12 protein-coding genes are annotated in these 13,184 nt (G+C 68.8%); 2 read left to right on the top strand and 10 right to left on the bottom strand.

Annotated elements, in window-relative coordinates:
- Nucleotides 1–57: 57 nt before the first annotated feature.
- Together ACJMKX_RS16855 and ACJMKX_RS16850 are read right to left on the bottom strand one after the other, a co-directional pair.
- Nucleotides 58–471, bottom strand: coding sequence for a GFA family protein (locus ACJMKX_RS16855; RefSeq protein ID WP_405227996.1), 414 nt, complete (start codon nt 469–471; stop codon nt 58–60).
- Nucleotides 472–485: 14 nt separating this feature from the next.
- Nucleotides 486–1,109, bottom strand: coding sequence for a sulfotransferase family protein (locus tag ACJMKX_RS16850; protein WP_405227994.1), 624 nt, complete (start codon nt 1,107–1,109; stop codon nt 486–488).
- Between the two features lie 149 nt (nt 1,110–1,258).
- Between ACJMKX_RS16850 and ACJMKX_RS16845 the strand changes: the two genes are divergently transcribed.
- A complete protein-coding gene (locus ACJMKX_RS16845) occupies nt 1,259–2,761 on the top strand; it encodes a DUF2867 domain-containing protein (protein WP_405227992.1) in 1,503 nt (500 codons plus the stop codon).
- 24 nt (nt 2,762–2,785) lie between these two features.
- Here ACJMKX_RS16845 and ACJMKX_RS16840 read toward each other — a convergent pair whose 3' ends face one another.
- The 8 genes from ACJMKX_RS16840 to ACJMKX_RS16805 form a co-directional block, all read right to left on the bottom strand.
- Nucleotides 2,786–3,646 (bottom strand): universal stress protein, encoded by an 861-nt coding sequence (locus ACJMKX_RS16840; RefSeq protein ID WP_405227990.1) that lies wholly within the window; start codon nt 3,644–3,646, stop codon nt 2,786–2,788.
- Between the two features lie 462 nt (nt 3,647–4,108).
- Nucleotides 4,109–5,803: a formate--tetrahydrofolate ligase gene (locus ACJMKX_RS16835; protein WP_405227988.1), complete on the bottom strand. Its 1,695-nt coding sequence runs from the start codon at nt 5,801–5,803 to the stop codon at nt 4,109–4,111.
- Nucleotides 5,804–5,848: 45 nt separating this feature from the next.
- Entirely contained in the window at nt 5,849–6,853 is a 1,005-nt protein-coding gene (hypE, locus tag ACJMKX_RS16830) for a hydrogenase expression/formation protein HypE (RefSeq protein WP_405227987.1), read from the bottom strand.
- Between the two features lie 122 nt (nt 6,854–6,975).
- A complete protein-coding gene (gene hypF, locus ACJMKX_RS16825; protein WP_405227985.1) occupies nt 6,976–9,297 on the bottom strand; it encodes a carbamoyltransferase HypF in 2,322 nt (773 codons plus the stop codon).
- Nucleotides 9,254–10,384, bottom strand: coding sequence for a hydrogenase formation protein HypD (gene hypD, locus ACJMKX_RS16820; RefSeq protein ID WP_405227983.1), 1,131 nt, complete (start codon nt 10,382–10,384; stop codon nt 9,254–9,256). The genes hypF and hypD overlap by 44 nt, the downstream gene beginning before the upstream one ends.
- 60 nt (nt 10,385–10,444) lie before the next feature.
- Nucleotides 10,445–11,278 carry a hydrogenase nickel incorporation protein HypB gene (gene hypB, locus ACJMKX_RS16815; RefSeq protein WP_405227981.1) on the bottom strand — a complete coding sequence of 278 codons (834 nt, stop codon included), beginning with the start codon at nt 11,276–11,278 and terminating at the stop codon, nt 10,445–10,447.
- Nucleotides 11,271–11,672, bottom strand: coding sequence for a hydrogenase maturation nickel metallochaperone HypA/HybF (locus tag ACJMKX_RS16810; RefSeq protein WP_405227979.1), 402 nt, complete (start codon nt 11,670–11,672; stop codon nt 11,271–11,273). The genes hypB and ACJMKX_RS16810 overlap by 8 nt, the downstream gene beginning before the upstream one ends.
- A complete protein-coding gene (locus tag ACJMKX_RS16805; RefSeq protein WP_405227977.1) occupies nt 11,665–11,895 on the bottom strand; it encodes a HypC/HybG/HupF family hydrogenase formation chaperone in 231 nt (76 codons plus the stop codon). The genes ACJMKX_RS16810 and ACJMKX_RS16805 overlap by 8 nt, the downstream gene beginning before the upstream one ends.
- A gap of 315 nt (nt 11,896–12,210) precedes the next feature.
- Between ACJMKX_RS16805 and menA the strand changes: the two genes are divergently transcribed.
- Nucleotides 12,211–13,182 carry a 1,4-dihydroxy-2-naphthoate octaprenyltransferase gene (gene menA, locus ACJMKX_RS16800; RefSeq protein ID WP_405227975.1) on the top strand — a complete coding sequence of 324 codons (972 nt, stop codon included), beginning with the start codon at nt 12,211–12,213 and terminating at the stop codon, nt 13,180–13,182.
- The last annotated feature ends 2 nt before the right edge of the window (nt 13,183–13,184 follow it).

The raw sequence follows: 13,184 nt of genomic DNA, 5'->3' as shown, positions 1-13,184 counted from the left end.
AGTGATCTCTCTCTTATGGTCGTCAAATTGCGAGCGGGTGGTTAGCGCCACACCCGGCTATGCGGGCGGCATTCTCTCGTATCGCGGCAGCGAATCTCCCAGCTCCACCCAGGGTTGCTTCGACGTCGTGAAAATGTGCATGTCGGGCCTGACCCATCCCGCGTCGTCGAGGGCGCCCGCCTTCAGGAAGACATACCCCGGGTCGGAGTCGCATTCCACCCAGAGGCCCGATCCGCACTCGGGGCAGAAGTGCCGGTGTACCTCCTTGCCGGAGTTGCCGTCGACCGTGTAGGTCTGCGTCTTGCCCTGCACGTCGAACGACTCCGACGAGACCATCAGTTCCACGGAGAACGGACTGCCGCCGGTGCGCTGGCAGTCAGTGCAGTGACAGAAGAACGTGTACTCGGGATTCGCGCTGCAGGAGAAGCGGATGTTTCCGCAGAGGCATCCTCCGGTGTATTCAGTGGCCATGTCGATCTCCTCGGTCAGATATTGCCGTTGACCCGATCCCAGAACTCCTCCCGGTGATTGGTGCGGGGGAATTCTTCATCCGGCACCGGCATGCCCAGAAAGGCGCAGAGCGGTTCCCACCCCTGCCTGACCTCGAAGACGAGCAACTGGTCGGCCGGGATGGCCTCTCTGACCGCGTCGTTATGCGCTGTGAAGGCCGCGACCAGCCCGTCGCGATCGAGGCCGGGCGGAAAACCCGTCCTGGCGATTACGCTGGCGGCCATGTCCAGCCAGGCACGCATCTCCTCGGGAGCCTGGTCTCTGCCGGCAAGCAGGGTATAGATCGTCGCACCGAAGCTGTCGGCCCATCTTTCCGGGTCACGCAGCGTCAACACGAATCGGGCGGAGGGATATTCCCCTGCCAGTTCGCGGAAGAAGCCGGCGGTGGGCCAGTCCACCGCGCTGCCGTAACCCTCGTAGATCTGCGACCAGTCCGGCTTCCCGGCGGTGGCCGCCGACCAGAGCGGCACCTGGGCCGGCATGTTGTGGAGGACTTCCTCCATGTGATGACACGGGCCCACGCCGAGGCGGTTCAGTGCCAGCTTCAGCGAATAGGTACCCGTGCGGCCGACGCCGGCGCCGATGACTTCCAGTCCCATGATCTTCCCCCGCCACTGATGGATGTGGTGCCCGCCACTGCCTGGCGGCGGTCGTGCTCAAGTATAGGCGAGGAATGATGCCCGCGCCTGATTCGATGTCAGCAATATCCGAGGCGTTAATGCAGGCGACGCTGCCGTAGAATGACCCAATGAGCGCGGACAGCCCGGCCGTCGACGATCGTGTCGCCTCTTACCAGCTCCCCGACGGGGCGGGGCGGATTGCAGTGGTGCTGGGCGCGAGCGGCTACATGGGCTCCAACCTCACGCCGGCACTGGCCCGCCAGGGCTGGCACGTGCGCGCCGTCGCGAGGAATGCCGCCGTGCTGGAGGCGCGTGAATGGGAGGGCGTCGACTGCCTGTCCGCGGACGTGCTCGAGCCGAAGACTCTCGCGCCGGTGCTCGAGGGCGCCGACGTCGTCTACTACCTCGTGCACATGATGTGGACCGGCGGCGACTTTGTGCCCGTCGAACGGCGCGCCGCAGAGAACGCCCGCAGGGCCTGCGAGGCCGCCGGCGTGCGCCGCATCGTCTACCTCGGCGGCATCATGCCGAAAGAGGAGCGATCCCGGCACATGGAAGGCCGCGCCGTGGTGGGCGATGCGCTCCGCGACGGCGATATCCAGGTCATCGAGCTGCAGGCTGCGATGATCGTCGGCCCGGGGTCGGCCGCGTTCGAGGTCATCCGCGACCTCGTGAACTACCTGCCGTTGATGATCACGCCGAAGTGGGTGCGGAGGCGCTCGACGCCGATCGCGCTGGACAATGTTCTCACCTATACGATCGCCGCGGCAGACCTGCCGCTCGAGGGCGATCAGACATTCGAACTGGCGGGACCCGACGTCCTGACCTACCAGGAGATCATGGACATCTACGCCGGGTTCGTCGGCAAGAACCCGCTGGTCATCCCGGTGCCGGTGCTGACGCCCAAGCTATCGAGCTACTGGCTCTACTTCGTGACCTCGGTGCCGCCGACCACGGCCATGTCGCTGGTCGAGGGCCTGGCCCACGATTACGTTGGCGACGACGAAGAGATCCGCCGCCTCGTCCCGCAACGGCTGCTCACCTTTCGCGAATCTGTCGCTGCCACGCTGGAGGCGGAGAAGAACCACGACGTGCCGGCGCGCTGGGTGGAGGGGTCGATCGCCTGCCGGGACTGGAACCCGGAATACTCGTTCTACGCCAAGCGCTATTGCGGGGAAGCGCAGACCACGGCGAGCCGGGAGTCGATCTTTCGCGTGCTGCAGGGATTCGGCGCCGACGGCGACTTCTTCTCGTACCGCTTCCTGTGGTGGCTGCGTCGCGTCTTCGACTGGCTGATCGGCGGACCCAGTTTCCGTACGGGTCGGCGCGACCCCGACGCCGTGCGCATGGGCGATGTGGTCGATGGCTGGCGCGTGCTCGGGATCGAGCCGAACGAGCGGATCACCTGGTCGATGCTGATGCGGGCGCCGGGCTCGGGCCTGCAGGAATTCACCATCCGGGAGCGGGACGGCGAATCGTGCGGCAAACGGGTCGTCGAGCTCTGCTGCTACTGGCACCCCGCCGGCATCTGGGGGCTGCTGTACTGGTACGCGCACCTGCCATTCTACGGGCCGCTCGTCGGTGGCGCCGTGCGGGAGATCGTGCGCCGGGCCGAACGGCTCGAGGGGTGACGCCCCGGGCCGGCGCGCGGCCGGTCAGGCCTTTGATTCCTCTCTCATCGGCAGCACGAGGATATTGCAGTAGAGGCCGTCGATGACCCTCTCGGCGGTGTGCCCGAGCTTCGTCTCGGTGTCCGGCTGCGATACGCGTGCGATGACGACCAGATCCGCCTCCAGTTCCCTAGCCGCCGTGGCAATCGCCTCTTCGGGCTTGCCCATCTCCGCCCGGACCTGGTTGCGGGGCAGGCCGCAGCGATCCGCGAAGCGTTGCCGGTCCGGGTAGTCGCTCGTGTCCGGGTAAACCGTGACGACATTGAGTTCCGCGCCGACGTTGGTGGCGATCCGGCGTCCGGCTTCGAGCAGTCGATCGTTCGCGGCGCGATAGGTGTCGGTCTCCGGTCGATGCTTGATGGCGACGAGAACCTTTTTGATGTGCCGGCGAGCATAGGACTTCACGAGCAGCACCGGACACTTTGCGTCACGCAGCAGCCGCCAGTCCGAGGTCTCCTTGAGCCAGCGCCGGAGACGCGACTGATTGGTCATATTCTTGACCGCCAGCGTGCTTGAGCCGCGCGCGATCGCATCCACGATTGCCTGGCGCCAGTCCGCCTTGACCTCCACCTCGGTGCCGACCTGCAGGCCCTTCGAACGGCCATGCTCCGCCAGCCGTTCCACCCAGCTCTCGATGCGGGACAGTTCCTCGGCGATGGCCGTCGCATCGTCGAGATTCGGCGGCCGCCGAACCTCTTCTTCCGCTATGCAGCAATAAAGGTGCAGCGCGACGTCGGCCGCGCCCGAAGCCTGCTCGTCGGCGGCGATGGTCTCGGCCATGACCAGGGACGGCTGGTTCATGGTGGTGGGGTCCAGGATGACGAAAATCTTCTGCCGGTCAGCCATGTTTACTCTCCCGAAATGACGCTGCGAAGGATAGCAAAATCGCGCTCGGAGGGCTGAAGGATCGGTCTGCGAACCGCTGTGGGAGGGCCTTCAGGCCCGATACGCCCTGCCAGACCCCCGTTCTTTTATGGCCGCCCTGCGGGGGTATCCATCTTGCTCCCGACAAAAGGTCGCGGCGATGGATACCCCCGCATGACGGCCGCCTCGCGGTAGCCGAGAAGATCCGCCAGTCAGTGACGCCTGCTGACTGGTGCCAGACCTCTCGGCTAGGGGCCCGTCAGCGGGTGGGCAAGGGTTGCGGGGTCGTCCGGGCCGACTGGAGCCAGGACGGCGGGAAGGAGGCCTGGCCGAAGCGAAGGAGGACAGGACGTCCGACTGAGCGTCCCCGCGACCCTTGCCCACCCGATGGCGGGCCTGCGCCAATAGAAGGCAAGTTCGGGCCTGAAGGCCCTCCTACAGTCTTCAGGCGAGGCCATCCACGTTGCCGTCGGCGTCGATGCGCATGTTGCGCGCGGCGGGGCGGCGGGGCAGGCCGGGCATGGTCATGATGTTGCCGCAGATGGCCACCAGGAAGCCGGCGCCATTGGCCAGCCGCACCTCGCGGACGGGTACCACGTGGTTCTTCGGAATGCCCTTGACGTTGGGGTCCGTGGTGAAGCTCAGGGGTGTCTTGGCGATGCACACCGGGAAGTGGCCGTAGCCGGTCTCCTGGTAGCGGGCGATCTGGTCGCGCACCTTCTGGTCGGCGATGATGCCCTGCGCGCGGTAGATGTTCTGAGCCACCGTGCGGATCTTGTCCCACAGCGGCATGTCCTCGGGATAGAGATAGCGGAACTCGGCGCCGTCCCGCTCGACCAGGTCGACCACCGCCTCGGCGAGTTCGACGGCGCCCGCGCCGCCTTCCGCCCAGTGGTCGCAGGCCACGCACAGGATGTCGAGTTCGGCGCAGGCCTGGCGCACCATGTCGAACTCCGCCTTCGTGTCGGTGGAGAAACGGTTCAGGGCGACGACCACCGGCACGCCGAAACCGCGGGTATTCTCCACGTGCCGGGCCAGGTTGTCGAAGCCCTTCGCCACCGCCACCAGGTTCTCGTGGTCGAGCTTGTCCTCGGTGACGCCGCCGTGCATCTTCAGCGCCCGGATGGTGGCGACGATCACGGCGCAGTCGGGTTTCAGGCCGGCGCTGCGGCATTTGATGTCGAAGAACTTCTCGGCGCCGAGATCGGCGCCGAAGCCGGCCTCGGTCACCACGTAGTCGGAGAGTTTCAGCGCCGTGCGCGTGGCCAGCACCGAGTTGCAGCCGTGGGCGATGTTCGCGAACGGGCCGCCGTGGATGAAGGTGGGCGTGTGCTCCAGCGTCTGCACCAGGTTCGGCTGGATGGCTTCCTTCAGCAGCACGGTCATCGCGCCGTCGGCCTCCAGGTCCGCCGCATGGACCGGATTCATGGCGCGGTCGTAGCCCACGATGATGCGCCCGATGCGCTGGCGCAGGTCGGTGAGACCCTCGGCGAGGCAGAGGATGGCCATCACTTCCGAGGCCACGGTGATGTCGAAGCCGTCGGTGCGGGGATAACCGTTGGTGACGCCGCCGAGGCCCGCGGTGATCTCCCTGAGCGCCCGGTCGTTCATGTCCATGACCCGGCGCCAGACGACCCGGCGGCTGTCGATGCCGCACTCGTTGTCCCAGTAGATGTGGTTGTCGACCAGGGCCGCCAGCAGGTTATGGGCCGCGCCGATGGCGTGCATGTCGCCGGTGAAGTGGAGGTTGATGTCCTCCATGGGCACCACCTGGGCGTAGCCGCCGCCGGCCGCACCGCCCTTCATGCCGAAGCAGGGGCCCAGCGACGGCTCGCGCAGGCAGATCGAGGCCTGGCGGCCGATGCGTCGTAGTGCGTCGCCCAGGCCCACCGTGGCCGTGGTCTTGCCTTCGCCCGCCCTGGTGGGGGTGATGCCGGCCACCAGGATCAGCTTGCCGTCGGGGCGGTCTCCGAGCGTGCGGATGTAGTCCAGCGAGACCTTGGCCTTGTCGTGGCCGTAGGGCAGGAGGTTCTCCTCGCCGATGCCGAGCTCGCCGGCCACCTCCACGATCGGACGCAGTTCGGCCTGACGGGCGATCTCGATGTCCGACTTCGGTGATACGTGCTGTTCGCTGCCCATGACCGCTACTCCGACGCCATCCCGCTGCCGGCCCCGTCGCCGGGCCTAGCAGATACGCGGCAGGGGATCGTCTTCCAGTTCTTCCAGATAACGCTCGCCGCCCAGCTCGGTCTCCAGCACCACGCGCTTTGCCGCATCGGTGACGTGGCCGATGCGCGCGGCCATGTCGCCGCCGGGCAGCGCTCTCAGCGCCGCCACCGCCTCGTCCGCCTGGTCCGGGTCGACCACGGCGACCACCCGGCCCTCGCAGGCCAGGTAATAGGGGTCGTAGCCCAGCATTTCGCAGACCGCCTGCACCGGCTCGCGCACCGGTACGTCCTGGGCGCGGAGCCGCACCCCCAGGCCGGTGATGGAGGCGATCTCGTGGGTGACCGTCGCCAGGCCGCCGCGGGTGGGGTCGCGCATGAAGCGCAGCCCGTCGAACTCCAGCAGCTGCGCCGCCAGGGGCGCGATGCTGGCCGCGTCCGACTGGAGATCGCCGCGCAGGCCGAAGTCCTCCCGCGCCAGCATCACCGCCGTGCCGTGATCGCCGATGGGCCCGCTGACGATGAGCGCATCGCCGGCGCGGATGTTGTCGAAGGAGGGCTTCACGCCGGGCAGGCGCACGCCGACGCCGGTGGTGGCCAGATACAGCCCGCCGCCCTCGCCGCGGCGCAGCACCTTGGTGTCGCCGGCGGCGACACGCACGCCGGCCTCGGCCGCCGCCCGCGCCAGACTGGCAATGATCCGGTCGAGCACCGCGATCTCCAGCCCCTCCTCGATGAAGGCGTTCAGGCTCAGGTAGCAGGGGCGGGCGCCGGCCACGGCCAGGTCGTTGCAGGTGCCGTGCACGGCCAGCGCGCCGATGTCCCCGCCGGGGAACTCCAGTGGCTGCACGGTGAAGCCGTCGGTGGTGAACAGCACCTCGCCCTCGTCGAGCTTCAGCGGCACGGCGTCCGCGCGCACGTCCAGATCGTCGTTGGCAAGGTGGCGCGCGAAGATCTCGTCGATGAGTTCGCGCATGAAGCGTCCGCCGTTGCCGTGGGCGAGACTGATGCGATCGTCTTCCATTGTTCTCCCATCGGGCTAGTGCCCGCTTTTTCTGGATCAGGGCCAGTGCCCGTATTCGTTACCAGGGCCAGTGCCCGTATTCGCTACCAGGGCCAGTGCCCGTCTTAACGGTGTCTGACTGACTATCCCGCCCGGGCCGCGAACTCCGCGGCCTGCCCGTAGCAGATGGCGGCGTCGTTCGCCGGCAGCGCCATGCCCATGACTGCCGTGTGGCCCGCGGCCGCGAGGCGCTCCAGCACTGCGTCGGCGAGGACCCGGTTCTGGAATACGCCGCCGGTGAGGCCGATGCGTTCGAAGCCTTCCCTTGCCGCGATCATACCTGCCTGGACGGTCAGTGCCTCGGCCATCGAGGCGTGGAAGTCGGCCGCGCGCTCAGCGGCGGTGCGCCCGGCGTCGCAGAGCATCGGTAGCAGGGGCGCCCAGTCGGTGCGCAGGACGCCGGCCCCGTCGGCGGCCACCGGCAGCTCGACGGCCTTGCCCGGGCCGCCGGCGGTACCGGCGGCAATGGATTCCAGCATCATCGGCCCCTGGGCCTCGAAGCTGGCGGTGCCGACGCCGCAGACCATGGCGGCGGCGCCGTCGAAGAGTCGGCCCACCGCGCTCGATACGGGGCAGTTCAGCCCCTGTTCCCAGGCGATGCGCGCGAGATCCATGTGCTCAGGACCGTCAGTGTAGTCGAGGCCGCAGGCCCAGTGCATGGCGGCGGCGCTGCGCCAGGGCTCGCGTCCGGCCTTGTCGCCGCCGGGAAGTGCGATGCTGCGCAGGCTCGCCACGCGGCGCCAGGCGCCGGGCCGGCCGACGAGCGCCTCGCCGCCCCACAGGCTGCCGTCCTCGCCGTAGCCCACGCCGTCCCAAGCGAAGACCAGCCAGGATCCGTCGCCGCCGTGCTCCGCCGCCACGGCCGAGGCATGGGCATGATGGTGCCAGACGGTCTCCACGGGCAGGCCCGATCGCCGCGCCCAGCGGTGGGTGTCGTAGCCGGGATGAGCGTCCGCCAGCAGCCGGCGGGCCTCCACGCCATAGAGCGACTGCAGGTCGCCGGCCACCTGCTCGAAGACCTGCATGCTGCGCGGCGTCCCCATGTCGCCGATGTGGGGCGAGACCACCACCCGGTCGTCCCAGGCCAGCGCCAGGGTGTTCTTCATGTGGCCGCCGACGGCCAGCACCGGCTCGGGCTGGCGCCAGGGCAGGGTGAGCTCCCGCGGCGCGCAGCCGCGGCCGATGCGGATGGGCCGCACCCGGCCGCCCACGCGCCGGAGTACCGGGTCGTCGGCGGGCCGGACGATGGGCCGGTCGTGCTGCACGAAGGCATCGGCGATATGCTGCAGGCGGCGCTCCGCCTCCCCGGGATCCGTCAGCACGGGCTCGCCGCTGACGTTGCCGGAGGTGGCCACGAGAGGCGCGTCGAAATCGCCGGTGAGCAACTGGTGCAGCGGGCTGTAGGGCAGGAAGACGCCGAGTTCGCCGAGGCCGGGCGCCAGGTTGTCCGCCAGCGGGCAGTCGGCACGGCGGGCGGCGAGCACGATGGGACGCACGGGGCTCAGAAGCTCGGCGGTCTCCTCCGGCCGCAGGTCCACCGAGCGGCGCACCGCCTCGAGGCCGTCCGGGCCTGCCAGCGGGAACATCACGGCCAGCGGCTTGTGGGGCCGGGGCTTGCGCTCGCGCAGGCGGGCGACCGCGCCGGCGTCGCCCGCCGCGCACATCAGGTGATAACCGCCGATGCCCTTCACTGCCAGAATCTCGCCGGCACGCAGGCGATCCACCGCGTCGGCAATCGCGTCCTCGCGCGCCGCCAGGGTCCGGCCACCGGCGCGCAACGTCACCGAGGGCCCGCAGACCGGGCAGGCGACGGGCTCGGCGTGGAAGCGGCGGTCTGCCGGGTCCAGGTATTCGCGTTCGCAGTCCGCGCACAGAGGGAAGGCCGCCATGCTGGTATTGGGCCGGTCGTAGGGGAGGGCCTCGATCAGCGTATAGCGGGGCCCGCACTGGGTGCAGTTGATGAACGGATAGCGGTGGCGCCGGTCTGCGGGGTCGGCCAGCTCGCGCCGACAGTCCTCGCACATGAAGTAGTCCGGCGGCACGAAGATGCGCGGGGATTCGGAGGCGGCGCTCTCCAGGATGCGGAAGCCGTCGAACTCACCCTCGTCCACGGCCTCGTCGGCGCTTAGCTCCGGGCGGGACAGGGGTGGTGCGTCGGCGATCAGGGCGTCGCGGAAGCGGGCGACCGCGCCGGGCGCGCCCTGAGCCCGCAGCTCCACTTCGCCCAGTTGGTTGCGGACCCATCCGGCGATGCCGTGTTCGTGCGCGAGTCGGAAGACGAACGGGCGGAAGCCCACGCCCTGGACGTGGCCCGTGAGGCAGATCCGGCGCGTCTCACGGGCGGCAGCGGGCGCCACCCGCTCAGCCGGCGGCGGTGCCGGCTTTCTTGCGACCTTCCCAGACATTCTCGCGCATGCCGGCGGACCACCAGATGCGGCAGGCACCCTCGTCGGAGACCATGCACGGTCCGATTGGCTTGCGCGGTGTGCAGGCGGCGCCGAACAGGCGGCACTCGTTGGGATAGATCTTGCCGAGCACCACCTTGGCGCAGTCGCAGCCCGGCGGCATCTCGCCCACCCGCTTGCGCGAGTCGTCCGCGTAGGAGGGGAATTGCAGCCGTGCGTCGCACTGCTCGTACTCCGGTCGCAGGCCATAGCCCGACTTCGGTATCACGCCGATGCCGCGCCAGGTGGCGTCCTGCACGTGCATGACCCGGTCCAGGCACTCACGGGCCACGGCATTCCCGCCCGGGCGCACGACTTCGGGGTAGCAGTTGTCCAGGAAGCGCTTGTCTTCGATGAGCTGGCGCAGTACCGAGTACATCGCGGCCAGCAGCGTGTCGGCGCGGAAGCCGGCGATCGCGGCCGGGATGCCGTGCTTCTCCGGCACGAAGGCCCATTCCTCCGGCCCCATCACCGTGGAGACGTGGCCGGGTGCGATGAGGGCGTCGAAGCCGGGCTCGCCGGACTCGAGCAGCATGGCCACCGCCGGCCACGTGAGCCGGCCGGAGAGCAGCACGCTCAGGTTGTCCGGCGCGCCCTCGGCCAGCATGGCGGCCACCGGCGCAGTGGTGGTCTCGAAGCCGGCGGCAAAGAAGACCACCTGCCGGTCCGGGTTGTCCCGGGCGACGGCGGCCACCTCCGTGGGGCTCGCGATGGGCCGGATGTCGGCGCCTGCGGCCTTGGCCTGTTCCAGCGATCGCGGTTCGCGCTTCGGCACGTTGACCGGCACCCGCAGCATGTCGCCGAAGGCCACCAGTATCACGTCCTCGTTCAGAGCGAGCTGCATGGCCTCGTAGACGTCTTCCTCGGGACAGATGCACACGGGGCAGCCGGGCCCCGGGATGAGCTCGATCTGGGGCGGGATGGCGGTACGCAGTCCCGCGCTCGTGATGGAGCGCTCGTGGCCGCCGCACACGTTCATGATGCGGACGCGATCGGGCAGCGGGAGGGCCTTCAGCCGGTCCAGCCAGTAGCGCGCGTCGTGTGCCATGTCGGTATCCCCCTGCTCGTCGCGATTGCGGTCGAACTGTTGGCGGTTGACGGGTTAGCGTTAGCGGGCGGTGGCGCCGGTGTCGGCGTGCAGATGGGCGCCGTCGGGCTGCACCGCCGGGCGGGCCGACTCGCCCCTTGCCACCCGCTCGCTCTGAGCGGCGTGCTCGGCACGGAGCCACTCCAGCCACTCGCTGATGCCTTCGCCGCTCTTCACGGAGACGGTCTGCATGACGGCGGGTGTGGCGAGATCCCGTACGCAGGCGCGGGCCCGCTCCGGATCGAAGTCGTCCAGCACCGGCAGCAGGTCGCTCTTGGTGAGCAGGATCCGGTCGGCGGCGCGGAACATCACCGGGTACTTGGCCGGCTTGTCGTCGCCCTCGGGCACGGACAGCAGCGTGATGTTGCGATGCTGGCCGAGGTCGAAGCTGGCCGGGCACACCAGGTTGCCCACGTTCTCGATGAAGACGATGTCGAGCTCGTCCAGCGACAATTCGTGCACGGCGTCGTGCACCATGTGTGCGTCCAGGTGGCAGGCGGTGCCGGTGGCGATCTGGATGGCGGGGACGCCGTGGCGGCGGATGCGCTCGGCGTCGTTCTCGGTCTCGAGGTCACCCTCGATGACCCCCACCCGGAGTTCCCCGGCCAGCGCCTGGATGGTCGCCTCCAGCAGCGCGGTCTTGCCGGCGCCCGGCGAGGACATGAGGTTGACCGCCAGCACGCCGTGGCCGTCGAAATGCTCCCGGTTGTGGGTCGCCTGGTGGTCGTTCTCGCTCAGGAGCCCCCGCAGTACGTCCACGGACTCGGCGCCGCTCGCCGTGCGCTCGAACTTGCCGCCGGGGCGGATGAGGTGCTGATTGCCGGCCGTGATGTTGCAGCCGCAGGTATCACACATGTCTGGAGTCCTCCGTGGTGGCGCCCGTGTCTTCCTGTTGGACGCCGCCGGTGCGTTCGAGTTCTAGGCGGGTCAGCAGCATCTCGTCGCCACTCACCAGCCGGGTGCGCCAGTCGCCGCATTCACCGCATAGCAGCCGATTGGCCTTCGCCGCGGACTCGGCGCCGCAGACCGAGCATTCTACCCGGATATCGGCTGCCTCGATAAGGAGTTCCGCCTCCTCGGCGATGGTGGCGCCGGCCGCCAGGGGCCAGGCGCGGCGCAGCAGTTCGGGTTCGATGCCCGAGAGCGGGCCGATGGCGAGGTGGATGGCGGTTACGCGGGCCGCGGATTCACGCCGGGCGATGGTCTCGACCTGCCCGATGAGAGCCTGGCAGACGGACAGCTCATGCATCGGCTGCCGCGAGGACCTGGTCGAAGAGCTCCCAGCTGGAAGCCGCCTCTTCTGCCGTGACTTTCTGGATGGCGTAGCCTACGTGTACCAGGACGTAGTCGCCCGGCTCCACGCTCTCGTCCCGGAGCATGAACAGGCTCACCTCGCGCTCGACGCCCTTCGCCTCGCAGCGAGCGCTGAACTCGTCCATGGACTTGATCTGCATCGGGACTGCGAGACACATGCGTAAACCCCCTTCGCGCGGCGTTGGATTACCGATGACGCAAGACTGCGCCGAGTGCCGAGGATAACCATACGGGGCCCCGCTAACCGTAAGTAATAACGCCTATTCTCATACGCGCAGCGGCCGGTAAGTTTAGGCAGCGGAGGGGTGAATCCGTGGTTCCCCAGGTCGTCGGCGGGGTGATGCCGGGCCGGTTGGTACGCGAAATCCATTACACTGTGCCGCGCGCCGCCGGGCGGGAGGCTCAGCGGCCCGTTTTTTGCGGAGGAACCGGGTAATGGACAGAGGCAGGATGTGTTTTCGGGGGGTATGGAGATGAGCGCGGACAAGACGGCTGTGATCGAGCCGCGCGCCGCCGATTTCGGCGACAGCCGGCTCAAGCGCCTGTTCCACGCGACCCGCCCGAAATTCTTCCCCGCGTCCGTCCTGCCGGTGGTCGCGGGCACGGCCTGGGGCGCCGTTCAGGCCGGCGGCATCGATGTCGTGGTGGCCCTGCTCGCCCTCGTCGCGACCATGCTGGTGCACGGCGCCGGCAACGTGCTGAACGACGTCGGCGACGAGACCGGTGGCAGCGACCGGCGCAATACCAGCCGGATTTATCCTTATACAGGCGGCTCGCGCTTCATCCAGAACCAGATCATGTCCGCGGGCGAGATGGCCCGCTGGGGCATCCAGCTGCTGGCGATCGCGGCGCTGATCGGTCTCGCACTGATGTGGCTGCGGGGCATCGGCGTGCTGTGGTTCGGTCTCGCGGGCATTGCCCTCGGCATCGTCTATTCCCTCGGGCCGGTGCGGCTGTCCTCGCTGGGCCTCGGGGAGCTGGCGATCGGCATTGCATTCGGCGTGCTGCCGGTGAGCGGCGCCGCCTGGCTGCAGACGGGGGTGGTCGACCTCCCGCTGATCGTCTTTGCCCTGCCGGTCAGCGCCTGGGTGGCGGCGATCGTGCTCATCAACGAGGTGCCGGATCTGGATGCCGACGCCGCCGTGGGCAAGGCCACCCTGCCGGTGCGCTTCGGGCGCACGGCGACGGCGGGCATCTACGTGGGCCTGCACCTGATCGCGGCGGCTGCGACGCTGTGGCTCACGGTGGCAGGCCAACTGCCGCTGCTGGCGCCCGCGGTGCCATTCGTGCTGCTGGCGCTCTCGCTGCGGGTGGCCGGCGCTGTGCGCCGTTCCGGCTCGGACCCGGCCGGCGTGCTCGGCGCCATCGAGTTCACGCTCGCCAGTCATACGATCGGTTGCCTGTGGGCGACCGCCTGTGTCCTGTTCACAATCTGGTGGTCATGATC

Source organism: Lentisalinibacter sediminis (genome assembly GCF_040706615.1).
GTDB classification, from domain to species: Bacteria; Pseudomonadota; Gammaproteobacteria; order Steroidobacterales; family Woeseiaceae; genus Lentisalinibacter; species Lentisalinibacter sediminis.
This window is presented reverse-complemented; position numbering and strand designations above follow the sequence as displayed.